Source organism: Flavobacterium sp. (assembly GCF_017744675.1).
Lineage (GTDB): Bacteria > Bacteroidota > Bacteroidia > Flavobacteriales > Flavobacteriaceae > Flavobacterium.
In genome coordinates this window covers 284,772-308,905 of the sequence record NZ_JAGIAV010000006.1, presented here as the reverse complement: position 1 = coordinate 308,905, position 24,134 = coordinate 284,772, and the positions used below count along the sequence as shown (strand labels likewise).

Here is a 24,134-nt window from a genome sequence, read left to right as displayed (position 1 = left end):
ATCTAAGCAATAAGCTTTTCAGACTCATTTTCATCTTCTAAAATGTAATTAGAAGGTGTCGTTCCTAAATGCTTTTTAAACATATAAATAAAAGCACTAGCCGTTTCGTAACCTAAATCTAGAGCGATTTCTTTTATAGATTGTTTTTCGCCTAATCTTTTAATGGCTTCTAATAATTTCATTCGCGTACGCCAATCGCTGAAATTCATTCCTAATTCCTTAATAAAAAGACGCGATAAAGTTCTGCTGCTCATAAAAGAAAGTTCAGCATAATAATCAATTGTTTGTTTGCTTGAAACATCATTCATTAAGAGTTCCACTACTTTTTGAAGTCTCTCGTTGTTTGTAGTTGGCAGGAAAGTGGCACTTGGAACGATTAAGGCTAATTCATCCAGAAAAACTGCAATTATTCTTCTTTGCGAATCTGTTAAATTGCCGCTTGTTCCAAAAGAAATTATTTTGAAAACCAATTGCTTCAAAAACATCGGAATATCAAATGAAAAACTATTTGCTGGCAATCCTTCCATCACAGACGGATCAATAAAAACACTATAATAATTGACATCTTTCTGAAACGTTACCTGATGTTCTACTCCACTGGGGAGCCACAACCCCTGAAGCGGATTCACAACCCAAATATTATTTCCCACCACAACATTCATTACACCTCGTGTTGCGTAAATTAATTGCCCTCTTGGATGTGAATGTGAGAAGCACATTTCATTGGTTACCATTTCAGTATAACCTACAACAGGTATTGATGGATCAATTTTGTATCCATGATCGGTTGCTACTCTATATGTCCGATATTGATTATTCATTGTCCAAATATAGCAATTTCGACATCCTTATTTGTTTCAATTTTGTAAAAAATTAATACAGCTGTAATTTTAAATAATACCATTAACCTAAAAAACACTCATGGAAACCGTTAAAGTACAACCAGAAGTAATAAAAAAAACAACCTATTCGATACTTTTTATAATTAGCTTTTCGCATTTAATTAATGACCTTTTACAAGCTGTAGTTCCGTCAATTTATCCGCTTATTAAAGACAATTTCGGATTAAGTTTTACACAAATCGGAATCATCACTTTTACTTACCAAATCGTAGCTTCTATCCTTCAGCCATTTGTAGGAATGTATACCGATAAAAATTCAAAACCTTATTCGTTAATTGTTGGAATGTGTTTTACAATGACTGGATTATTTCTGGTTTCAATCGCTACTAGCTTCACATTCTTGTTATTATCAGTAAGTTTGATCGGCATTGGATCTTCGATTTTTCACCCAGAATCTTCACGCGTTGCACATTTAGCTTCGGGAGGAAAAAAAGGATTGGCGCAGTCTATCTTTCAATTAGGAGGAAATGCAGGAAGTGCTATCGGACCTTTATTAGCCGCATTTATCATCATTCCAAACGGACAAAGTTATGTGGCTTGGTTTTGCATTATTGCATTAATTGGCGTTTTTACTTTGTACAGAATTGCAATTTGGTACACAAACCATTTATCTGAAAGAAATGCGAATAAAGCAGCAATGAAAATTGAAACACATCATTTATCTAAAAACCGTGTAATTGCATCCTTAATCATTTTATTGGTTTTAATTTTCTCTAAATACTTCTACATGAGTAGTATTACGAGCTACTATACTTTCTTTTTGATTGATAAATTTCATATCTCTATTCAGCAATCGCAAGTATATTTATTCTTGTTCTCTGGAGCTGTTGCAGCAGGAACTTTAATTGGCGGACCAATTGGTGATCGTTTTGGGAGAAAATATGTAATCTGGGTTTCTATTCTTGGAGTTGCGCCTTTTACTTTGATGCTACCGTATGTTTCTTTATTTTGGGTTGGAACTTTATCTGTAATTATCGGGTTGATTCTTTCTTCTGCTTTCTCTGCAATTTTAGTTTATGCAACTGAATTAATGCCAGGAAAAGTTGGTTTAGTAGCTGGTCTTTTCTTTGGATTCGCTTTCGGAATGGGCGGATTAGGTTCTGCTGTTTTAGGAAAAATCGCCGATGCCACAAGTATAGAATATGTATTTAAAATTTGTGCATTCTTGCCGTTAATTGGTGTAATTACTGGATTCTTGCCAAATATTGAAGGAAGAAAAAAAGCTTCTTAAACTTTTTATAAAAAACAAAATGCTCCAGAATCTTGGAGCATTTTTTTTGTTCTAACACAGCTTGTATTTAAGACTTGTATTTTGTTTTTTCTTGCGGAGTAATTTCTTTAAACAAAACTTCGTCCGCATATTTCACAGTATACTTTTTATCAGCAATTAAATTTTGATAGCCTTCAGAGGTATAAAAAACTGGCATAACAGATCTTTCAATTATTTTGATATTTTTTCCGTCTAATCCATCTATTTCTTCATTTGAAAAATAATAAATATTGAATTTAAAGTTGCGATTTTTTCCACTGTCCATGATATCATCCATTACGCCAAGAAGCGTACCAGGAAAAATCTCGTCATTCAATTTTACAGCCAATAACTTATCATCCAATCCAATATACGATGCATTTGTTCCGTCTGCATGATCAACAATAATTTCTGTTTTAAAAACAGTATTTCCGTTATTGTCCAGTGCAATTTTTCTAATATCAGTAACGATACCTTTTCTCATACCGTATATTGTATCTTTTGTTTTAGAAAACACAAGATAATTTTTCCATATTTCAGGCTTTACATTAAATCTGTTCGATTCATTAATCGTTATCGTTTTATTTGGTTTAAACGGAAGCAGATAAGCAACAGAATTATCTATTTGAGGTTTAATAAGTCCTCTAGAATAGCTATAACTGTAAGAGCAGTTAATTGGTTTTTCTTTATCTATAGGATAAAGCTTGAAAAGCGTACCTGAATCGCTAGTAAGATTAAGGTTATAAATTTTTCTAAATGCTGACACATCATCAACATTTGAGATATTTTCTAAGTTGAACTCTATAAAAAAATTACCTGGCACTACCTTAGTATATTTAAATTCAAGACTATTATCTGAATTTTTAACACGGGTTACATAAATCTGATTTTGGGAAATAATGGAGTTGAAACTTACTAGAAAAAAAACTAAAAGGCCTAAAATATTCTTTAACATAATCTACATTTTTTATCGTTAAACATTTTGTTTGATAACGAAACAAATGTAATACAAAAACTACAATAAAAACATATTACATGTAAAAAATGTAATCATTTTATTACTTAATAATATATTACCAAATAAAATTATATATAGATGTAAGTGCCAAGTTTATTTTAAAATACTGAAGTGTAGTAACAACTCTAGCTAGAGACAATTCATAAAAAAACAGATAATTTTCAATCAATATGAGATCTTATGACACAAAAACAAGCTCTTGTAACACAAAAATACGCTCTTGTAACAAATTAAAATTTTCGAATTGTTTTCTGAAATACCTTAGATATTAATTTAACCTAAAAAATTATGGAAGCAACTACATTCAACAAAGCAAAACAATTGCTGGGAAGCTGGTTACCCCAAGACCCACAAATTATTGAAAATTGGATTCAAAAAATAAAGGACTTTACACAAAAAAATCCAACACCACTTATTCCTCAAATTGCCGAATTTCAAAATCTAGTATATTCAGACCCTGTTTTGTATGCGAATGTACAGGGAATGTTTGCCGAAGCTCATTTTTTAAAAAAGCAAACTCCGTTAATTTGGGAACCAGAACCTATGACTTTTGAAGATTTCCTTGTTTTACTCAACGGAATCATGCAAACTGCTCCAGAAGCTTACCAAACTAGCGCTCCTGGAAATCAAACACCTGCGGGTATGATTGGTTTTCCTATCAATGCACTTTTAGCTTGGCCAATGGCAACCAATTTTGGGTATGATGTTTTTTCAAATGCATTGGTAAATCAACAGTTGAAGAAAATACTAAACTATTGGTCTAAATTTTTGGTTTCGGAAGATTCGAGATACGTTTTAATAGAAAATGATCCTTCAGAGAACGTAATTGCATGGTTGAGCGAATTAGCTCAATCTGAAATGATGCAAGTTGCCCAAGGAGCTTTAGGTTTAGAACCAAATCCTATTCCTCCTTACGCCACATTTTCTGATGTTTTTCAGTCCGATCCTACAGATCCATATTACGGATTCAAAAGCTGGGACGATTTTTTCACAAGATTATTTTGCCCAAATGTACGCCCTGTTACCGCGCCTAATGACGATTCGATTATTACAAATGCCTGTGAGTCGGCACCATTGCAAGTGGCTACTAATGTCTCTTTGTCTGATCAATTTTGGCTGAAAGGGCAACCGTATTCGTTAGAAAACATGATGAATTTTGATGAATTAGCACCTCAGTTTGATGGTGGAACAGTTTACCAAGCCTTTTTAAGTGCTTTGAGCTACCACCGCTGGCACAGTCCTGTAAACGGAAAAATCGTAAAAACGGAAATTGTAAACGGTACTTATTATTTAGAAAATTTATATCAAGGTTTCTACAATCCAGATGGACCTGATTCGAGCGCACCTAACAATTCACAACCCTTTTTAACAGCAGTTGCGACCAGAGCCCTTATATTTATCGAGGCAAATAACCCAGCGATTGGACTTATGTGTGTAATACCTGTGGGTATGGCAGAGGTTTCAAGCTGTCAGATAACAGTAAAAGCAGGCGACATTGTAAAGAAAGGTGACGAGCTAGGAATGTTCCATTTTGGAGGTTCAACACACTGCCTAATTTTTAGACCGGGTGTTAATTTAGATTTCACCACTTATGAAAATCCAGGTTTGGACGCTCCTAATAATATTCGTGTAAACACACAAATAGCAAAAGTGGTTTAGAGTCTTAGATAATAAAAACAGTTTTATTTTTAAAGCACTAAGACACAAAGTCTATTTTAAATATTATGATTCAATTGCGTCCAGCTTTAGCTGGATGAAAAAATAATCAGAGCTCAAAGGCTTTAGCCAAATTGTAGATATTTTGGCTGAAGCCTTTTTCTATTCTTGTTTTATACCTCCAGTTAAAACTGGAGGCAATTCAGAAAACCAGATATCTTTATTTTAAAAATTACTTTATATCAATTTCATTATTTAATGTGATAACAATTTTATTCTTTTCCTGCTCAACCGTAACAGAATTCCCGCAATTAAAACCAAGTTCCTGAAGCCATTTTCCGCAAAGACGAATTTCAGGAAATATAACATAACGACTATATGATCTTGAAATGTATTTTCTATGAATTTTTAATTGTCTTTTTGCTGATTGTTTCATTTTATTATTTATTTCAAAAAGCAAATATAGTAGGAATTTTAATATAAATAATATTTATAAGACTATAAATTATTGTTTTAGGGCAATTTTTAGTATTTATAATATCATTTTTTATTATATTTAAATTATAAGATATTTGCATGAAATAGCAATAAATTAACATTGTGTCGAAACCGAAGTTAAATAGAATAAAGATTGTTTTAATTGAAAACAATAGAAAAAGTAAAGATTTAGCCAATCATTTAGGTAAAACGGTGTCTACTGTTTCGCGCTGGTGTACAAATGAAGCTCAACCTTCTATTGAAACACTTTATGAGATTTCTAAATATTTGAAGGTTGATATTCGGGAGTTGTTGGTTTCTACGAAATAAGAAAAGTCTTTTAGTTAGGTCATAAAAATTTAATAATCATTCATTTCCCATTAATTTATGATACCATTTAATTTTTTTTTGTCTTTCGATCTCATTTTTCATTATTCGGTTATTATCTTCTAAAATATTTAGTTTGGTTTTAAGTTCTACAATTTCATTTTCAAAGTGCAATACCTTACTTTCAAGCTTAACATTATCAATACTTAAAGATTTTATTTCTAATATTTTAGTTTCTTTAATCCTTTTTAATTCATTTTTTTTATTTTCTAAATGTCGTATTTTCTCTTTAAAAGTCAAATTTTCAGTCTTACTTGAATCTACTTCAATTTTTAACTGTACAATATCACTATTTAAATATTTACTTTTCTCTAATTCATTTTTAATTATTATTTCGTAATCGTTAATTTTGTCTAACAAAATTTTCAATCCTCTGTTCTGTTCTTCGATTTTATTTTTTAATTCAATGTTTTCATTTTCATTGATAAACAACTTTGATTTAATTTCTTTATTTTTTGATTTTATATCTTTAAGATCAATGCAAAATCGTTCTTGTTTTGATTTGTATGAAACGAACTTATTGGCAGTTGTAATAAAGTACTTTCTAAAAATATCTGTTTCAATATCATTTCTAAACCTTAGGGCTTTAATAAAATTATTATATACTTCATGAAAATTTGATATTTTAATATCTTCCCTGATTTTTCTATAAAAATAATCTGCTTTACCAGAATTCAGTTCTTCAACTATTAAAGTATTAGGTGTTTCAGTTTTAGCAAATTCAAGAACTTTGCTGTTTGTTTTTATTTTATTTCTTGGAATTTGTGATTTTAAGACAAGACCACTAAATGAAGTACAACGACTCAAAGCAACATAAACTTGACCATCTTCAAATGCAGAACCTAAATCAGCATAAACCCGATCAAATGTTAGCCCTTGACTTTTGTGTACAGTTATAGCCCAAGCTAATCTTAAAGGATATTGTGTAAAAGTTCCTATTATTTTTTCTTCAATTATTCTCTTTTCTTTATTCCAAATATATTGTATATTATTCCAAGATTTTTTTTCAATTTGCACCTTACTTTGATCAGCAAATTCAACAATTATTCTATTCTCTTCAAGTGATGAAATTTTTCCAATTTTTCCATTAAAATATCTTTTAAGATCTCCAGAGTCATTTTTCAAAATCATCACTTGAGCATCAATTTTCAAATGCAAGTTTTGTTCTGTAGGTAATACAAAATTTCCCTTACTATCTTTTGGAAAAATTCCAATAACTTCTCCTTCAAAAAATTTAGCTTCAGTCTCTAATTCATGTAATTTTGTAGCATTAGTTTGATTTACTTGAGCATTTGTCGTTGAAAGAATTATATGATTATCGATTCCATTCGATGAAAAAGTTGGATTATACTTTTTATTTAATTCATTAAGCTCAAATTCATTTATTTGATTTACTCTTATTTTATTTAATAATTCAATAAACTCTTGCTCTTTTTGTCGATAGATTTTTTTAAGCTCAATATAAACTGGCCTATTTTCAACAACAACTTTTGAGCTAAAAAAGAAAGGACTGTCATAATAATTTTTTAAAATTTGCCACTGCTCAAAATCTGCAATCGGAGGAAGCTGAAATGTATCGCCAATCAAGATAACCTGCACACCTCCAAATGGTAAAAATCTCTTTTTTCTAAAAACTCTTAATATTCTATCAATGACATCAAGTGTATCGCATCTTACCATTGAAATTTCATCAATAATGAGAAGTTCAAGTTTTTCTATAATAGTTTTTTTATCATCATTGTATTTAAAAGTATTATAAATCGTTGTGCTATCCAAATCGTCAAATTCTTTATTCAATCTTAATCTTTTATCATTAGGTACAAATGGTCCAAAAGGCAAATGAAAAAAAGAATGAATTGTTTGCCCTCCAGCATTTATTGCTGCAACTCCAGTTGGAGCTAATATAACAGCCTTTTTAGATGTGTTATCTTTTAATGATTTTAAAAAAGTTGTTTTTCCTGTTCCAGCTTTTCCAGTCAAATAAACAAGTTTATCTGTATGCTTTACAAAATCATAAGCATAATTAAACTCTATATTATCCTCGTCTAATTCTAAGTTTTCAATTGTTATCATTTCTTATTTTAAAAAATTCCTCAATGCTTATCACTACTATTTAATATCTTTGTATACATACAAAATTGCATACATTTTAATCATTTATAAATATATAAAAAAACGCTTCCTTTAAGAGAAAGCGTTCAAATAATTTATATGAAATTTTAAATTCTAATTCCCATTAAAAATCAAATACAAAGCCAAAATCACCAACCCCAACAATCCAAACAACAACTTCACTTTCTTACTAGTTTTAGGAATATCCGTTTCATCTGAAACATTAACCTCAGGATTTTTATCCACTAAAGAAATAATAACTGCAGCAATTAAAAGCACCGCAAAAATGTAAAACGAAATCAATAAAAAGTGAGGCCAAACTGGATATTTATCGGCTGGGAAAATCCACAGATATAAGACACCAACAAATAAACTAAAAGCAGAACCCCAAGAAAGTGTTGCATTAACCGCTTTTTTAGTAGTGCTTTTCCAGAAAACACTCAAAAGGAAGACAACAGATAACGAAGGCGCCAGAAAACCTAAAACCGCCTGAAAAATGTTGAATAAATTCTGTCCTTTGATATTGTCAATTGCAACGGCAATCAAAATCGCAAATACGCAACCTGCAGCAATCGTTAAACGCCCAATTCTAATTTGATCTTTAATAGTCGCTGTCTGGTTGATTTTCTTTACATAAATATCATTCGTGAAAACGGTGCTTAAAGCATTCAGCGAAGAACCAATTGTTCCTACCAAAACGGCAATCATAACGCAAATTACCAAACCGTTCATTCCGCTTGGGAAAAGGTTTGTAACCATTGTCATATAAGCCAAATCGGAGTTGCTTCCTAATTCTGGATATAAAGCGTAGCACAAAATTCCAGGTAAAATAAATAACGGAAGCGCCATCACTTTCAGCCATCCGATAAAGTTCACTCCAAGTTGTCCCTGTTCTAAGTTTTTCGCTCCTAAAACACTCTGCACCATCGATTGATCGGTACAGAAAAAAGCAACTGCAGCAACGGGATATCCTAATAAAATGGCAGGCCACGGATAATGAGCATCATCAAAAGGGCGAACTAAATTCCAAAAATTAGATGGTGTTTTTGCTGCTAAAGCTTCGATTCCGCCCACTTTCTGCAATCCTAAATATGAAAGCGTTAATGAAACTACAATCAGCAGAATCATTTGAAAAACATTGACTTTAGCAATTGCTTTTAATCCTCCAGCAAAAGTGAAAACTCCAGAGAAAATCACTAAAACGGTAACGCTCTGCCACATCGGAATTCCCAAAATCTGACGCACTAAAACGCCTCCGCTGAATAATCCTAAAGACAACCAGCTTACCAGAATTTTTACCAAAGCATACCAAGCCAAAATGTTTTGGGTACTGTCGCCATAGCGTTTTCCCATATATTCGGGCATGGTGCTTACTTTACTCGCAATATAACGTGGTGCAAAAACCATCGCCAAAAGCAGTAAAAAAACAAAAGCGTACCATTCGAAATTTCCTGCTACAATTCCCGTTACATAACCAATACTGGCAAAGGCTAATAAAGAAGACGGACCAACATTTGTCCCCCACATATTAAACCCAATGCTGTACCAGTTTAATGAATTTCCAGCTAGGAAAAGCGTTTCGTTTTTCTTTCTCTGCTTGACACTTACCACATAACCAATGATTAATAATGCGACCAAATAACCAGCCACAATTACAAAATCAAGTGTCGTTAATTTATTGTAGATACTGTTCATAGCCCGTATTCGTTAAGAATATCGGCAATTTTAACCGGCATTCCAGTTTGCAGCGATTTGTCCATTGCTTGCAATAAAGCTACGGTTCCAATTCCCTCTTCCATATTTGGATACGCTTCGAAATTCTGTTCGATACTGTCTACAAAATATTCTAAATAATTCTGGTATTCTCCGCCGTGATGACTTTGTCCTTCAAAACGGAAATAATATTTTAAAGTGCTATCGCCCCAAGTAATCACTTTTTCTTCACCCGTTTTATCCGTAACTGCATAACGCAATTCGTGATAATCGGCTTGGCTTGCTCCTTCTGTTGCTCTTAAAATGGTACTCATGCCGCTGTCACGTTGCGCTGGCTGAGTTGGCGAAGTATAAACACCACTTACTCGTGCAATTCTTCCGTCAGTTGCTTTGAAGATAAAATGCATAGTATCTTCATTTTTCAATCCAGCCGATTGTCCGTTAGCGCTGATCATTCCGTAACCCATTACTTCTTGAATGTTTGGCAGATACCATCTGATGAAATCTACAGGATGGCTCAAACCTCCATAAAGCCATTTAAAGGACTGCAATAAAGACCATTCTTTCTTTAAAAACCATCTATGATCAGCGTGATATTGGGCTTCAATGGTAATTAAATCTCCAATTAATCCAGCTTCATAATCGGCTCTTTGTCTTTTTGCTGGTTCGAAGAAACGGGAACTTTGTCCAATGAAAACTTTTTTTCCTGTCGATTTGCTTAGTTCTAACAATTCTTTAGCATCAGAAAGATCATCGATAAACGGTTTTGTACAAACGACGTGTTTTCCATGCAATAATGCTTGTTTTACGTGCTGTGCGTGCAAATGGTCTGGTGTATAAATTGCGATAATGTCAATTGAATCGTCGTTTAGTAAATCATCGTAATTGGTAGTGTACGAATGAAAATCGAATTCCTTTGCTCTCTGCTTGCAGATTTCTTCATTTCTGTCGCACACTTTTACAAGTTCTAATTTTGAACTTTCTAAAGCCGCCGACATGGTGCTTCGTCCTTCTCCAAGTCCCAGAATGGCTATTTTTAACATTGGTTGTTATTTTAGGTTTTTGATAGTTTTTTTTTCGCCACGAATTCACGAATTATTTTTTGAAAATCTTTGCGATTATTTTTTCGAATAATTCGAATTAATATTCCGTTTAGATTGTAAAAAAAATAATTCGTGAATTCGTGGCTATCTCTTTTATTTTGTTTCTACTTTATTCAAGAAAATCCAAGTTTCGTCTGGTTTTGTACCATCGATTCCGCTTTGGTATTTTTTCATTAAGGCATTCCAATCGTCTACACGAGGATTGTTTTGTGTTGTTTTCGGATTTAGTTTATCCAGATTCTCCCCTTTCGGAATACTGATGACCAAGATTAACTGACGGTCTTTTTTAAAGACTTGCAATTGTTGGAAATCGGCATTACAGAAACCTTTTGCTACTTCTGGCCATTTCTCGAATTGCGTTTTGTGATATTCTACGTATTCCTTTTGCAGTTTTTCATCAGCAGGTAGATTCGCTGTTAAAACCACATTTTCCCAATCTGAGGCTGGTTTTGAATCTTTGCATCTTTCGAAGTTTTGGAAATCGTAAACCAGATCTTCATAGATTTTTATTTCTAAAGAAGGAAAAGCACTCGCCAGTTTTCGCTTTGTTCTTTCCGGCTGATTCATTTTTCCGTAAATCACCAAATGATTTTTCCATTGGTACAATTCCTGACCCACGATTCTAAATCCAACTAAAGTCGATTTGATTTTTTCGATATCAAAATCAGAACCGATTAATTCGATTGCATACGGTTTTGGCATTTCCTGCAATCCCCATTTTTCGTCGATTACCACTTCTTTTTCTAGATCTTTGTAAGGCGCTCTAATTCCTGCAGCATCTTTAATTTTAGTGCTTACATAAGGATCGTTGTATTCCCAGATATTTCCTTTTGGACCGTTATGGTTTTTAAGGATTTTCTTTTCAGCAATCCAATTGTTTTTAATGGTAAACCCTTCACTTCCTTCATCGGTATACAAATACAGCCATAAAAACGGATCGTGTGCATACGGACTGTTATAAACTTTATCAATATAATTTTCTTCAATTCGGCTTCCTGGCTGTGCGGAAAGTGTGTAGATTCCAGAAACATCGTGTAAATGTTTCGCGTAGTGATGAATTTTATTTCCTAGTATTTTATTGTTCTGCATCACATTTGGCGTATGCGTCCAACCCCAGCCCATTGCGATTCCAGAGTACGATACATCTGAAATTTCGTTGTGCTCAATGGTAATATTTCTAACAAAACCAGCACTGATTCCCAGAGTTCCCCAATCTTCATTGGTTACGTTGGTAATTAAGTTATCAGCAATCACTTCATCAGAACACATTTCTCTTTCATCTTTTATGATTAAAGGCAAATGCGCTTCAAAAGCTTCTTCAGAGAAAATCCCAACATTGATGGCACTTCCGCCAATATCTTTAAATAAATTTCCTTTCACAGTATTGTGATTTGTTCCTTTATTTAAATCTAAACCTGTCGAAGCCAAATGCTCAAAACGGCAGGATTTAAACTGAATGTTATTCGCATAATTGACTTCAACCGCTGCGCGAGGTCTTCCTACCCAAGCTTGATTCTCTAAATTCGCCTGATTTGGAGTGCCCGGCTGTTTCAATTTGTAAGCATCTAACAAATACAAACCTGACTGCAACGGCACGTGACCTTGCTGCGAAGGACGAAGCCAATTGCTGTATTGAAACGAAATTCCTTTAAATCTAAAATGATGCACAGGTGAATCGATTGTTCCTTTTACTTCAACCAAATTTTCTAAAACTGGAGCCATAACCGTAACCGAATTAATTTCTTCTCCAGCTCTTGGAATGTAATAGATCTTAGCATTCTTCTTATCCAAATACCATTCTCCAGGTTCGTTTAAAAGTGAAAAAGCATTGTTTAAGAAATAAGCCGAATTTCCGTTGTTTTTAGAAATCCACGGTGCTGGCCAAGGATGTTCGCTCTGAATACGGCTTTCTGGTTCTTCAAACGAAAGTTTAGCACTGTCTTTCTGTACTTCAATATTTTTGATTCGCAGGTTGGCATTTGACCACCATTGTACAATAAACATTTCCATTCCCGGTTCGAACTTAACCGATTTATCTTTAAACGGAATCCAGCAAGTCTGTTCTTCGTGATTCCAAGACAGAATACGTTCCATTGTGGTTCCGGAAGTATTTTTGGCTCTTACGGCTTTCTTACCATTTACCCATAATTGTCTGTAATCGATAAGGCTTCCGGCTTTTTTAGGAGCATCTGCCACCCAAACTGCACCTTTTTTAAGTCCGTTGATAACGGTTGTCGATTTTGTCCAGTTTTTGATTTCGATTCCGCCGCTGATTATTGGTTTTGCATTTGCATCAGCTTCAATTGTGGTTGGACTTTCTGCTGTTCCAGAATCTTCAGGTCTAATGAATAAAGGTTCATTTAAATAATACGTTCCGTTCATCACGATGATACGAATCCCGTCTTTTATAGAAGAATCTTTTAAACGACGAAGTTCTCTGGCTTTTCTCATCGCCATGTGAACCGTTGCCAGCGGACTTTCTTTTGTCCCCGAGTTTTTATCATTCCCTTTTGGAGAAACCCATATTTCACCAGCATTTATAGAAAACGAAACGCAGAGGATTAAAAAGAAGCTCAGGATTTTAGTAAATGAATTCAAACGCATTATTTAATATTTTGATTTTTTTTGGTAAAAAATTATTAGGCAGTTAATTTTAAGCATCTATAATTCATACATAAATGTATTTTTAACACTATTACCAAATAATTCGTCCAATTTACTTGAACATAAAGATATATGTATCCTGTACCCTCCTGTTTGAGTTTTTTTTTCGCCACGACTCGAGCGATAGCGAACAGGCGAAGCAATTCACGAATTTTATTTTTATATACTTTGTCTAGTATTATTCGAATTAATTCGAATAAATAATAGCAAAGATTTTAGAAATTAAATTCGTGAATTCGTGGCTATCTTTTAAATTTTTTAATAGATTTGTGTAATCGATTACATTTAACTGTTATTATTTATGCGAGATAGAATTTTTCACATAGATAAAAATGACACCAAAAAATTACTAACAATGAAAACCAACCGACTACATCTCTTTTCTCTTGGAATGGCAATTATGCTTTGTCTGAGTTTGCAAAATGCAAGTGCTCAAAGTACATCTTACGATACTTATGCCAATGTCGAATTCAAAATGCCAAAAGTTAATGAACCTGTAATTCCTGCTAATACAGTAAATCTAAAAGACTTTGGAGCAGTAAATGGCGGTTATGTTTTGAATACAAAAGCTTTTGCAGATGCAATTGAGGCGCTTTCTAAAAAAGGAGGCGGAAAATTAATTATCCCGCCTGGAATTTGGCTTACTGGTCCGATCATTTTAAAAAGCAACATCGAACTTCATGCCCAAACTGGTGCATTAATCAAATTTTCTACAGATAAAACTTTATACCCCATTATCGAAACCAGTTTTGAAGGTTTAAATACTTGGCGATGCATCTCTCCTATTTATGGTAAAAACCTTGAAAACATAGCTTTTACCGGAAATGGTGTTTGGGATGGTTCTGGCGAAGCTTGGAGACAAGTAAAGAAAAGCAAACTGACAGACGAACAATGGAAGAAATTTGTAGCTTCTGGTGGAGTTTTAAACGAAAAGAAAGACAGTTGGTATCCTTCTGAACAATATATGAAAGGTGCAAAAGGCGCAGATCAAAATGTGCGACCTGACTTAAAAACAAAGGAAGATTTTGAAGCAATTCACGATTTTCTTCGTCCCGTTTTGGTGAGCATTCAAAACAGCAAAAGAGTACTATTTGACGGACCGGTTTTTCAAAATTCTCCCGCCTGGAATATTCATCCTTTATTAATTGAAGATTTAATTGTTAGAAATGTAACGGTTAGAAATCCGTGGTTTTCACAAAACGGTGACGGACTTGATGTTGAATCTTGTAAAAACGTTGTGATTGAAAATTCAAGTTTTGACGTGGGCGACGATGCGATTTGCATTAAGTCTGGAAAAGATAAAGACGGACGTGACCGAGGTGTTCCGTGCGAAAATATTATTGTAAAAAATAATGTTGTTTATCATGGTCACGGCGGCGTTACTGTTGGAAGCGAAATGTCGGGCGGTGTAAAAAACCTGCACGTTTCAAACTGTACTTTTATGGGAACTGATGTCGGACTTCGTTTCAAAAGCACACGCGGACGCGGCGGAGTTGTAGAAAATATCTTTATTTCAGATGTTTTTATGACTGATATTCCGTCTCAAGCTATTTCTTTTGACTTGTATTATGGCGGAAAATCAATTGCAGAAACATTGGCTGAAGGCGGAAATACGAAAACTACAAAACTAGTTCCTGTAAACGAAGAAACGCCTCAGTTTAAAAACATTTCAATCAAAAATATTACCATTAGAGGTGCTCAACAAGCGGTATTTTTGCAAGGTCTTCCTGAAATGAATTTAGAAAATATCGAGATTACCAATTTGATCGCAAAAGCAGACAAAGGCTTTTCTATAATTGATGCAAATGGAATAAAAATCAGCAATCTAAAATTAGATATAGCGGCTAAAAATGCATTTGAAATCTACAACGCTCAGAATCTTTCTTTAAAGAATGTTGAGTTCAATCCTACTTCTTCAAATGCAATTACAATTGATGGCGGAGCAAGTAAAAATATCGATTTAAGTGGCTTATCTAAAACTACTACTATTGGGAAGGATGTTGCTAAGAAAGCGGTTAAATTTTAATTTTTAAACCATATAAGTGATAGAAGTTCAATTTAGCCCGGTTCTTAATTAGTTCTCGCAAAGACGCCAAGTTTTTTATTCTTTGTGACTTGGCGTCTCTTTTTGCGAAATTCTTTATAAACATAGCCCAAGGTTTCAACCTTGGGTACGTAACGTAATCATCCTGTGTCCCCACGGTTGAAACCGTGGGCTATGTTTAAAAAAGATAGAATTTCGGCAATTCTGTCATTTCGGCTGAAAGAGGATCCTATTAATATTAGAAAGGCGAATCGCAAATGTTACGTCCAAAAAATATTAAAACTTTGCGACTTGGCGTCTTTGCGAGATTTTTTATTTGCATTTAATTAAATGAACTTATATCACTTATATGGTTCAAAAAAAATTATAGCTTGTAAAATGTTTTCGCATTCTCAAACCAAATCTTATTCTGGTCTTCGATTGAAAATCCTGCAATATAATCTTCTAATATTTTTACCACTTCATTATAATCGGAAGCTACGTTTAAAACAGGCCAATCCGATCCGTACATCAATTTATCGGTTGAGAAATTTTCAAATATTACATCTAAGTATGGTTTTAAATCTTCTGGTTTCCAGTTTTTCCAGTCGGCTTCTGTGACCATTCCGGAAATCTTGCACCAAACATTGTCGTATTTTGCAATTTCTTCGATGCCTTTTTTCCAAGAATTAATGCTTCCTGATTTGATGTCAGGTTTTGCGATATGATCGATCACAAATCGCTGATTCGGGAAATCCTGAACCAAACTGATAGCTGCTGGCAATTGTCTTTCGAAAATCAAAATATCGTAAGTGTAATCGAATGTTTTTAAAGCTTGAATTCCGTTTCTAAAAGCTTCTCCAAACATAAAATCGTCTAGTTCGCCTTGAACAACGTGTCTAAATCCTTTCAGTTTTTTTTGATTAGAAAAGAATTGCAAACGTTCTTCAATATTTTCATTTCTCAAATCTATCCAGCCGACAACGCCTTTTATGAAATCATTTTTAGATGCTAAATCCAATAAGAAATTTGTTTCTTCTTCTGATTGGCTTGCTTGAACTGCAACACAGCCTTCAAATTGATTTTCTTTTAAAATTGGCTGTAAATCCTCAGGAAGAAAATCTCTCTGAATGTTCTGCATCGTTCCATCAATCCAGCTATCGCGAACGGGATCAAATTTCCAAAAATGCTGATGGGAATCAATTCTTTTACTCATAATTTCTTAGTTAACATCACTGATTAATGCGCGGTCTAAATGTACGTAACCTCCGTCTACAAAAACAAATTGTCCAGTAGTATGCGATGATTTTTCTGAAATGATGAAAAGTGCCGTATCTGCAATTTCTTCTGTTTTGGTCATTCTGCTTTCCAGCGGAATACTTTTATTGATTTTATTTAAAACCGTTTGACCGTCTGGCAATGTCCTAATCCAATCTTCGTAAGCTGGCGTATAACTTTCGGCAATAATAATAGCATTCGAACGAATTCCAAACTGAATCAAATCGACTGCCCATTCTCTTGTTAGGCCCAAAACTCCACCTTTCGCAGCAGCGTAACCAGAAGTGCCGCCTTGACCTGTCAAAGCCACTTTTGAACCAATATTTAGAATATTCCCTTTTGATTCTTTCAAATAGGGCAATGAATATTTAGCTAACAGAAAATAACTTGCCACATTCAATTTCAAAGAATTCATGAAATCTTCGTAGCTCGAATCTAATCCTGCGCCATCATTCACACCAACATTATTAATTATAGCATCGATTCTTCCATATTTAGCTCCGATTACTTTTACAGCACTTTCCATTGCAACAGGATCAGTTACGTCTGTTTGCACAAATAAGGAATTAACGCCTCTTTTTTGAAGTCTTTCTACATATTCAAAACCTCTTGCGTTTCGATCTACCAAAACTGGAATCGCACCTTCATCTGCTAATCTGTTTACAATCGTTTCTCCGATACTGCCTTCTTTTCCAGCCGAACCAGAAACAACGACAATTTTATTTTTTAAGTTTAAATCCATTTCTTTTTATGTTAGATGTTATTTGTGAGATGTAAGATGTGAAAGGCGGAATCTAAAATAGAGCCACTTTGTATTTTAAAACAAAAGCCACATATCACATATTACTTTTCACTTTTCACAAATTAATCAATTTCAATCAACGCTTTGATCACATTGTTTTTAGGATCAATTAAGCTTCCAAAATCATTAATCATTTCAGAAAAACTTGTTCTGTGCGTAATGTATTTTTTCGGATCGATTTTTCCTTCTTTCAAACATTTCATTACATATTCGAAATCTTCGATGGTTGCATTTCGGCTACTCATCAAGGTCGATTCTCTTTTGTGGAAATCAGGATGACTGAAACTTAATTCGCCTTTTTGAAGCCCGACCAAAACAAATCTTCCGCCATGCGAAATATAATTGAAGGCGCTGTTCATTACTTTCTGATTTCCAGTCGCGTCAATTACCACATTTGCCATATCGCCGTTAGTCAATTCAGCCAATTTTGCGGCAACATCATCATTCAACGGATTAATTGTTTCGTCTGCTTGCAGTTGCTCTTTACAGAAATTCAATCTATAATCATTGATATCCATTACGATGACTTTTGCTCCGGCAATTTTAGCAAACTGAATTAAACCAATTCCAATTGGCCCTGCTCCCATCACCAAAACCGTATCTGTAGCTTTTACAGCCGCTCTTCTAACTCCGTGCGCTGCAATTGCCAAAGGCTCAACCAAAGCCAATTCATCATAATCTAAACCTTGACCGTACAGTAAATACTGCTCTGGAATCGAAACATATTCGGCCATTCCGCCATCGATATGCACTCCAAAAACTTTGATATTTACACAACAATTTGTCAATCCGTTTCTGCAGGCAACACATTTTCCGCAATTGAAATACGGAATAAAAGTTACTTTATCTCCTGGCTTAAAATCTTCGGTATTCCCTTTTACATATTCTGCAGCCAATTCGTGGCCTAAAATTCTTGGGTATTCAAAATACGGCTGCGTTCCGCCAAAAGCGTGAATATCAGTCCCACAAATTCCAATTCTTTTAATTTTTAATAAAACCTCACCTTCTTTTGGTTCTGGCATATTTGTTTCTTTTAGTAGAAATTCCTGCGGTTTTTCGCAAACAATATATTTCATCTTATACTTTCTTAATTTTTACTTTGATATGCTACAACTTTCTGTTTGCATGCATTTTATTTTTAGTTTGTTTTTTCTTACCAAGCGCTTTCGTTTTGCCTCTTTTTCAAAAACAAAAAGCTATTTTCTATCCGTTAAGATCTGTTCTTCATTCATCAAATTCAACATCTGTCAAAAAATCCGTATCAAAAATAATAAATGTAAAAAGTACAATTACAAAAATACTTTTTAAAAATTAATATCCGAGATATATTTTATTTTCTTCGTAAAAAAGTAGTGAAACTTTAAACTTCTGTAACTTTTTTTATTTGTTTTGTAAAATTTAAGACACAAATTGCCATTTTATGTAAAAAAATATTTTTTAAAATAGAGGATTTCTTGCTCATATCAATCTTATTCCTACTTTTGTAATTGTACTTTTTACATTTATAAATACAATCGATTACATATTACCCACTATCGCTATAAATCTATTCACAAATAGAGTAGAAAACTTTGTAAAAGTTTCAAATTTGACAAAGTAGCGATTAACATCAAATATTAAAAAAATGAATATTCCTTATAAGCCTTTATTACCTGAAAAAGAACAGCCAATCATCATTATCGGGGCAAGCGGTATAGTAAAAGATGCCCACTTGCCTGCTTATAAAATGGCCGGTTTTAGAGTTTTTGGCATTACCAATAGAACCATTTCAAAAGCATACGATTTACAGAAAGAATTTAAAATCGATCACGTTTTTGAAAATGTGGCCGAAGCTGTTAAAAATGCACCCTCAAACGCCGTCTATGATATTACGGTCTTACCAGATCAATACATCGAAATTTTAGAACAATTGCCTGACGGGGCTGCGGTTTTGATTCAGAAACCAATGGGGAATGATTTGGCTCAAGCTCGCGAAATTGTAGCAGTCTGCGAAAGAAAAAATCTGGTTGCCGCAATTAACTTTCAGTTGCGATTTGCTTCTTTTATAAGCGCTGCGCGATATTTAATTAACAAAGGAATCTTGGGTCAGTTATATGATTTTGAATTTAAAGTGACTGTAAATACGCCTTGGGAATTGTTTCCGCTGATTAAAGAGCATCCAAGATTGGAGATTCTTTTTCACAGTGTGCATTACATTGATTGCATTCGTTCTTTTCTAGGAAATCCGAAAAGTGTAATGGCAAAAACGGCTAGGCATCCGCTTAAAAAATTATCATCAAGCCGATCTACTATTATTTTAGATTATGGTGAAGATATGCATGTGGTAATCAATACAAACCACGATCATCATTTTGGTCCGAAACACGAAGAAAGTTACATCAAATGGGAAGGAACAAAAGGTGCCATTAAAGCAAAAATGGGTTTGCTAATGAATTATCCTGACGGACTTCCTGATGTTTTCGAATATGCTTTGCCAATAAAAGAAGGCGAAAACGAATACCAATGGACAGAAGTTAAACTGGAAGGTTCTTGGTTTCCAGAAGCTTTTATTGGAGCAATGTCTAATCTGATGCGTTTTAAAGAAGGTTCTGACTCTACATTATCTGCGAGCGTGCAAGATGTATTAGGTACCATGAAAGTTGTGGAAGCCTGCTACATCAGCAATAAAAATGGCGGTATTTCTTTTGATGAAGTGTAAATAAAACACTATATTTCAAAACCAAAAAGCAAAATTTAAGTCCTCTTCCAAACCAACCTAATTTAGGCATTCCTTTGAAAGAGCTGATGTATAAAAGCAATTAGAAACTTAACAACTCAAAAAAAACTAAAAAACTATCTAAACCATGCAAATTACAAACCAAGCTGGCGATCAACACGAAGTGCCAACAGAAGGAGGAAATCAAAAACAATATCTTCTTCCTTTTATTTTAGTTACATGCCTATTTTTTCTATGGGGAATGGCCCATAATCTTGATTCTGTTTTGATTCCGCACTTGAAGAAAGCGTGTGAATTAAACAATCGCCAATCTACTCTTATCGATACTTCTGTATTCTTTGCTTATTTTATTATGGCGATTCCTGCGGGAATGCTAATTAAAAGGTTTGGTTACAAAAACAGTATTATCACAGGTTTACTAGTTTTTGCTATTGGAGCATTTTTATTTGTTCCCGCTGCTAATACGCGAACGTATGAGTTATTCTTATTTGCTTTATTTGTAATTGGGTGTGGATTAACGATTTTAGAAACTAGCGCCAACCCTTACGCAGCGATTTTAGGGCCTGCAGAATCTTCTTCAAAGAGATTGAACTTAGCGGCTTCTTTCAACGGATTAGCGGCAATGGTAGCGCCAATTGTGGGTTCGTTATTTATTCTTTCTGGAACCAATCATACAAAAGAGCAAATGGCAGCAATGCCTGAGGCCGAAAAAGCAGCTTACTTATTGGGTGAAGCGGCTTCTGTAAAAATGCCTTATATCGTATTAGGAAGCGTTTTGGTTTTGGTTGCGGTTATATTCTATTTTGTACAATTGCCTTCAATGAAAGCAAGTCACGCTGAAGCTGAAATTAAACCTGGTTTTTTCTCTGTTCTAAAATTTAGACATTTAAGCTGGGGCGTTGTAGCACAGTTTTTCTATGTGGGAGCACAAGTGTGCATTACGAGTTTCTTTATTAGAATTGCCCAGCAAGGAGCTGGGTTAGACGAGAAAACAGCTGGATATTACCTAGGAGTTTACGGATTCCTTTTTATGGCAGGACGTTTTATTGGAACTTTCTTTTTGCGCTTTGTAAAAGATTATGTCTTGCTATCGATCTATTGTGTTGTGAGTGTTTTACTATGTTTAGTAGCTATTTACGGTTCAGGAATCGTGGTAATTTATGCGCTTGGAGGAATTGGATTCTTCATGTCTATTATGTTTCCTACTATCTTTTCTTTGGGAATTAAAGGTTTAAAATCGAATACCGAAACGGGTTCTTCTTGGCTGGTAATGTCGATTGTGGGTGGTGCAATTATTCCGTACGGAATGGGAACTTTAATCGATATGAATCATGATGATATTCAGTCTGGATATATTATTCCGTTAGTGTGCTTTTTGATTATTCTTTCTTTTGGAGCGTTTGGGCACAAAGTGAAAGCGGTTACAGAATAGTTTTTTTTAGCCACAAATTACACGAATTAGCACAAATTTATTTTTTTAATATCAATTGCCTCCAGCTAAAGCTGGAGGTTTTTATTTATAAAAAACAAAAGGCTTTACTCATAAATTTGGCTAAAGCCTATAAATGCAGCATCTGTTAACCTCTAGCTAAAGCTGGAGGTAATTGATTTAATTTTTTTGCCACTAATTACACGAATTTTCACTAATTATAAACATCTGTTTTGTCAAAAATTCGTGCCAATTCGTGTAATTAGTGTCAATAAAAAACGCCTCCGAATGGAAGCGTTTTATTTAATCGCATTTCTTTAGAATTAATGGTGTTTCCCATTAGAGTGATCGTGGTCGTGGTCATCTTTGTCTGACTTTCCTTTTTTGTTTCCTTTATCATTTCCGTAATGGTTGCCATTGTCTCCTTTAGGTTTTTCACCTCTATTTTTTTGAGGTTTTCCATGGTAGCCTTTTGGATACTTAGCTCTGTGTTTTGAATGATAGTAATAAGGAGCATCTCCTCTATAATCTGTCAAAACTACTTTGTAACCAGAGTACAAATCATATTGTCTGTATCTTGACGGAAGTCTTCTATCGCGAATCCATTTTCCGCTGTTATCGTAAAGAAATACACTTTGATTTATATCATAATACACATCGATGTCTGGCAAATAATAATACCTGCTGTTATCGTAGCCTATTGGTCCCCAATTTGGAGGAGTGCCAATATTTACATTTACCGATACTTGCGCTTGAGCAAAAAATGCACTCATAAAAAGTACTGAGGCGAATATTAACTTTTTCATGTCTTTAAATTTAAATGTTAATTTACTAACTATTAATCGAAATTAATGCCAAAATTTAAGATTTAAGCATTCATTATATAAATATACTAAACAAATCGACGAACAGTATTTTTTAAACGATGTATTTGATGTGGAAGTCTTTTGGTCTGCCAATTTAAAATAGCAAGATTATATATTATAAATAAAAACGCCTCATTACTGAGGCGTTTTATTTGTCATGTTTTGTTAGTGATTTTACTTCAAAAGTATCATCTATGTGGAACTCTACTAACTCTCTTTTATATTAATTTGAATGATGAATCAAAAGTAAAGAAATGGTTGCAATTTTAAATATTTATTAGACCAAAGACACAATTCTAACGACAAACGTACAATTTTAAGAAATTCTGTCTCTATTTCCAGCCACCACCCAACGCTCTATATAGATTAATAACGGCTTGTAATTTTTGCAGATTATCAGCTACTCCGCTTAACTGCGCCGCTAAAAGGTTTTGTTGCGATGTTAATACATCTGTATAATTGGTTGCTGAACTATATTCTAAAAGTTCTTGTGTAAAGTCTACTGCTTTTTCTAAAGCGGCAATTTGTTTTGCTCTCGAATCTTCTTTTTCAACCGCCATTTGATACGAATACAAAGCATTTGAAACTTCCTGACCCGCCACTAAAAGACTTTGCTGGAAATTATTGTAGGCTTGCAATTGTTGTGACTGTGCAGTTGTCAATCTCATTTTATTAATTCCATTATTGAATAAAGGCTGTGTCAATCCGCCAATAATCGAATAAAAAATCGAATGGCTGAAGAAATCGTTTAATTCTAAATTTGAGAATCCGGTGCTTGCTGTAAGTGTTAAACTTGGATAGAAATAGGTTTTAGCCAAATTAGTAGATTCGAAAGCTACTCTGAAGTTAAATTCCGCTTGACGGACATCAGGACGATTGTTTAACAATTGAGCAGGCATTCCGATTGCGATTTTCTCAGGAATAATCTGTGTTCCTAAAACACCTCTGTCGACTGGTCCAGGAGCTTGTCCTAAAAGTATATTTATCGCATTTTCTGTCTCACGAATGTTTTGTTTCAAATCTGGAATCAAAACTTCTGCGGCATGCTGATTGGCTTCACTCTGAACAACAGCTGCACCAGTTACAATTGCACCTTCTTTTAAAGCTTTAATCGTTTCAACGTTTTCGATACGGGTTTTTAAAGTCTGTTCTGTAATTTCCAACTGTTTGTCATAAGCTAAAAGCAAGAAATAATTATTCGCAATATCTGCAATCAATTGTGTCTGAACTGCTTGTTTTGCCGCATCAGAAGCTAAATAAGTTGCTAAAGCGGCTCTTTTAGAACTGCTTAATTTTCCCCAAACATCAATTTCCCAAGAAGTGCTTACGCCTAATTTATAAGTTGTTGTTAAAGTATTGATGTTAATTCCTGCCGGAAAGTTTAAACCTGCCTGAGATTGTTTGTTATGCGTTACGTTGGCATCCAATTGCAATGAAGGATAATAAGCCAATTTGCTCTGACGCAGAGAAGCTCTTGCTTGCACAATATTCTCAATCGCATTTTTCAGATTCAGGTTCTGATCTAATCCTTTCTGAATTAAGGCATTCAGTTTTTGATCTTTAAAAACAGTATTCCAAGGCATATCTGCAATTGCAGTCGAATCTGCAGAAGACTGATCGCGATACAATTGATCGGTTTTTAAAGTATTGGGACGTTCGTATTTACTGGTAACAGAGCACGCACTAATAAGCGCTGCTGTGATGGCCAGTAAAATATATTTATTTGAACTATTCGTCAT

The 24,134-nt window shown here is 34.1% G+C and carries 18 protein-coding genes; 6 read left to right on the top strand and 12 right to left on the bottom strand.

Annotated elements, in window-relative coordinates; translation table 11 throughout:
- Positions 1-2: 2 nt before the first annotated feature.
- A complete protein-coding gene (locus J7574_RS20025) occupies positions 3-821 on the bottom strand; it encodes a helix-turn-helix transcriptional regulator (protein WP_290972881.1) in 819 nt (272 codons plus the stop codon).
- A 100-nt stretch (positions 822-921) separates the two neighbouring features.
- Here J7574_RS20025 and J7574_RS20020 point away from each other — a divergent pair, with 100 nt between their 5' ends.
- Positions 922-2,133: an MFS transporter gene (locus J7574_RS20020; RefSeq protein ID WP_290972878.1), complete on the top strand. Its 1,212-nt coding sequence runs from the start codon at positions 922-924 to the stop codon at positions 2,131-2,133.
- Between the two features lie 67 nt (positions 2,134-2,200).
- Here J7574_RS20020 and J7574_RS20015 read toward each other — a convergent pair whose 3' ends face one another.
- Positions 2,201-3,106: a hypothetical protein gene (locus J7574_RS20015; RefSeq protein WP_290972875.1), complete on the bottom strand. Its 906-nt coding sequence runs from the start codon at positions 3,104-3,106 to the stop codon at positions 2,201-2,203.
- 351 nt (positions 3,107-3,457) lie between these two features.
- Between J7574_RS20015 and J7574_RS20010 the strand changes: the two genes are divergently transcribed.
- A complete protein-coding gene (locus J7574_RS20010; protein ID WP_290972872.1) occupies positions 3,458-4,828 on the top strand; it encodes a phosphatidylserine decarboxylase family protein in 1,371 nt (456 codons plus the stop codon).
- Positions 4,829-5,057: 229 nt separating this feature from the next.
- On the opposite strand, the gene J7574_RS20005 is transcribed toward J7574_RS20010, so the two are convergent.
- Positions 5,058-5,261 carry a SymE family type I addiction module toxin gene (locus J7574_RS20005; RefSeq protein WP_290972869.1) on the bottom strand — a complete coding sequence of 68 codons (204 nt, stop codon included), beginning with the start codon at positions 5,259-5,261 and terminating at the stop codon, positions 5,058-5,060.
- Positions 5,262-5,425: 164 nt separating this feature from the next.
- On the opposite strand from J7574_RS20005, the gene J7574_RS20000 reads away from it, so the two are divergent.
- Positions 5,426-5,632: a helix-turn-helix transcriptional regulator gene (locus J7574_RS20000; RefSeq protein ID WP_290972868.1), complete on the top strand. Its 207-nt coding sequence runs from the start codon at positions 5,426-5,428 to the stop codon at positions 5,630-5,632.
- 36 nt (positions 5,633-5,668) lie between these two features.
- Here the strand turns inward: J7574_RS20000 and J7574_RS19995 are convergent, their stop codons facing one another.
- From J7574_RS19995 to J7574_RS19980, 4 genes are all read right to left on the bottom strand, one after another.
- Positions 5,669-7,762 (bottom strand): ATP-dependent RecD-like DNA helicase, encoded by a 2,094-nt coding sequence (locus J7574_RS19995; protein WP_290972865.1) that lies wholly within the window; start codon positions 7,760-7,762, stop codon positions 5,669-5,671.
- Positions 7,763-7,915: 153 nt separating this feature from the next.
- Positions 7,916-9,496: a sodium:solute symporter gene (locus J7574_RS19990; RefSeq protein ID WP_290972862.1), complete on the bottom strand. Its 1,581-nt coding sequence runs from the start codon at positions 9,494-9,496 to the stop codon at positions 7,916-7,918.
- Entirely contained in the window at positions 9,493-10,557 is a 1,065-nt protein-coding gene (locus tag J7574_RS19985) for a Gfo/Idh/MocA family oxidoreductase (RefSeq protein ID WP_290972859.1), read from the bottom strand. The genes J7574_RS19990 and J7574_RS19985 overlap by 4 nt, the downstream gene beginning before the upstream one ends.
- Before the next feature lie 153 nt (positions 10,558-10,710).
- Positions 10,711-13,221: an L-rhamnose mutarotase gene (locus J7574_RS19980; protein ID WP_290972856.1), complete on the bottom strand. Its 2,511-nt coding sequence runs from the start codon at positions 13,219-13,221 to the stop codon at positions 10,711-10,713.
- A gap of 415 nt (positions 13,222-13,636) precedes the next feature.
- Here J7574_RS19980 and J7574_RS19975 point away from each other — a divergent pair, with 415 nt between their 5' ends.
- On the top strand, positions 13,637-15,307 hold the full coding sequence (locus tag J7574_RS19975; protein ID WP_290972854.1) for a glycoside hydrolase family 28 protein: 1,671 nt from the start codon (positions 13,637-13,639) through the stop codon (positions 15,305-15,307).
- Between the two features lie 382 nt (positions 15,308-15,689).
- Here the strand turns inward: J7574_RS19975 and J7574_RS19970 are convergent, their stop codons facing one another.
- The 3 genes from J7574_RS19970 to J7574_RS19960 form a co-directional block, all read right to left on the bottom strand.
- Positions 15,690-16,520: an amidohydrolase gene (locus J7574_RS19970; RefSeq protein WP_290972852.1), complete on the bottom strand. Its 831-nt coding sequence runs from the start codon at positions 16,518-16,520 to the stop codon at positions 15,690-15,692.
- Between the two features lie 6 nt (positions 16,521-16,526).
- Positions 16,527-17,324: an SDR family oxidoreductase gene (locus J7574_RS19965; protein WP_290972849.1), complete on the bottom strand. Its 798-nt coding sequence runs from the start codon at positions 17,322-17,324 to the stop codon at positions 16,527-16,529.
- A gap of 122 nt (positions 17,325-17,446) precedes the next feature.
- Positions 17,447-18,460: a zinc-binding alcohol dehydrogenase family protein gene (locus J7574_RS19960; RefSeq protein ID WP_290972846.1), complete on the bottom strand. Its 1,014-nt coding sequence runs from the start codon at positions 18,458-18,460 to the stop codon at positions 17,447-17,449.
- Positions 18,461-19,008: 548 nt separating this feature from the next.
- On the opposite strand from J7574_RS19960, the gene J7574_RS19955 reads away from it, so the two are divergent.
- Positions 19,009-20,082, top strand: a complete 1,074-nt coding sequence (locus J7574_RS19955) for a Gfo/Idh/MocA family oxidoreductase (RefSeq protein WP_290972844.1) — start codon at positions 19,009-19,011, stop codon at positions 20,080-20,082.
- A 145-nt stretch (positions 20,083-20,227) separates the two neighbouring features.
- Positions 20,228-21,532 carry an L-fucose:H+ symporter permease gene (gene fucP, locus J7574_RS19950; RefSeq protein WP_290972841.1) on the top strand — a complete coding sequence of 435 codons (1,305 nt, stop codon included), beginning with the start codon at positions 20,228-20,230 and terminating at the stop codon, positions 21,530-21,532.
- Between the two features lie 320 nt (positions 21,533-21,852).
- On the opposite strand, the gene J7574_RS19945 is transcribed toward fucP, so the two are convergent.
- A complete protein-coding gene (locus J7574_RS19945) occupies positions 21,853-22,335 on the bottom strand; it encodes a hypothetical protein (protein WP_290972838.1) in 483 nt (160 codons plus the stop codon).
- 392 nt (positions 22,336-22,727) lie between these two features.
- Positions 22,728-24,134: an efflux transporter outer membrane subunit gene (locus J7574_RS19940; protein WP_290972835.1), complete on the bottom strand. Its 1,407-nt coding sequence runs from the start codon at positions 24,132-24,134 to the stop codon at positions 22,728-22,730.

Excerpts from the sequence above, each read along its gene's own strand:
- J7574_RS19945 (WP_290972838.1), bottom strand. The coding sequence starts at position 22,335 with ATGAAAAAGTTAATATTCGCCTCAGTACTTTTTATGAGTGCATTTTTT.
- J7574_RS20015 (WP_290972875.1), bottom strand. The coding sequence starts at position 3,106 with ATGTTAAAGAATATTTTAGGCCTTTTAGTTTTTTTTCTAGTAAGTTTC.
- J7574_RS19940 (WP_290972835.1), bottom strand. The coding sequence starts at position 24,134 with ATGACGAATAGTTCAAATAAATATATTTTACTGGCCATCACAGCAGCG.
- J7574_RS19985 (WP_290972859.1), bottom strand. The coding sequence starts at position 10,557 with ATGTTAAAAATAGCCATTCTGGGACTTGGAGAAGGACGAAGCACCATG.
- J7574_RS20010 (WP_290972872.1), top strand. The coding sequence starts at position 3,458 with ATGGAAGCAACTACATTCAACAAAGCAAAACAATTGCTGGGAAGCTGG.
- J7574_RS19980 (WP_290972856.1), bottom strand. The coding sequence starts at position 13,221 with ATGCGTTTGAATTCATTTACTAAAATCCTGAGCTTCTTTTTAATCCTC.
- J7574_RS19975 (WP_290972854.1), top strand. The coding sequence starts at position 13,637 with ATGAAAACCAACCGACTACATCTCTTTTCTCTTGGAATGGCAATTATG.
- J7574_RS20005 (WP_290972869.1), bottom strand. The coding sequence starts at position 5,261 with ATGAAACAATCAGCAAAAAGACAATTAAAAATTCATAGAAAATACATT.
- J7574_RS19955 (WP_290972844.1), top strand. The coding sequence starts at position 19,009 with ATGAATATTCCTTATAAGCCTTTATTACCTGAAAAAGAACAGCCAATC.
- fucP (WP_290972841.1), top strand. The coding sequence starts at position 20,228 with ATGCAAATTACAAACCAAGCTGGCGATCAACACGAAGTGCCAACAGAA.
- J7574_RS19990 (WP_290972862.1), bottom strand. The coding sequence starts at position 9,496 with ATGAACAGTATCTACAATAAATTAACGACACTTGATTTTGTAATTGTG.
- J7574_RS20025 (WP_290972881.1), bottom strand. The coding sequence starts at position 821 with ATGAATAATCAATATCGGACATATAGAGTAGCAACCGATCATGGATAC.
- J7574_RS19960 (WP_290972846.1), bottom strand. The coding sequence starts at position 18,460 with ATGAAATATATTGTTTGCGAAAAACCGCAGGAATTTCTACTAAAAGAA.
- J7574_RS20020 (WP_290972878.1), top strand. The coding sequence starts at position 922 with ATGGAAACCGTTAAAGTACAACCAGAAGTAATAAAAAAAACAACCTAT.
- J7574_RS19995 (WP_290972865.1), bottom strand. The coding sequence starts at position 7,762 with ATGATAACAATTGAAAACTTAGAATTAGACGAGGATAATATAGAGTTT.
- J7574_RS19965 (WP_290972849.1), bottom strand. The coding sequence starts at position 17,324 with ATGGATTTAAACTTAAAAAATAAAATTGTCGTTGTTTCTGGTTCGGCT.
- J7574_RS19970 (WP_290972852.1), bottom strand. The coding sequence starts at position 16,520 with ATGAGTAAAAGAATTGATTCCCATCAGCATTTTTGGAAATTTGATCCC.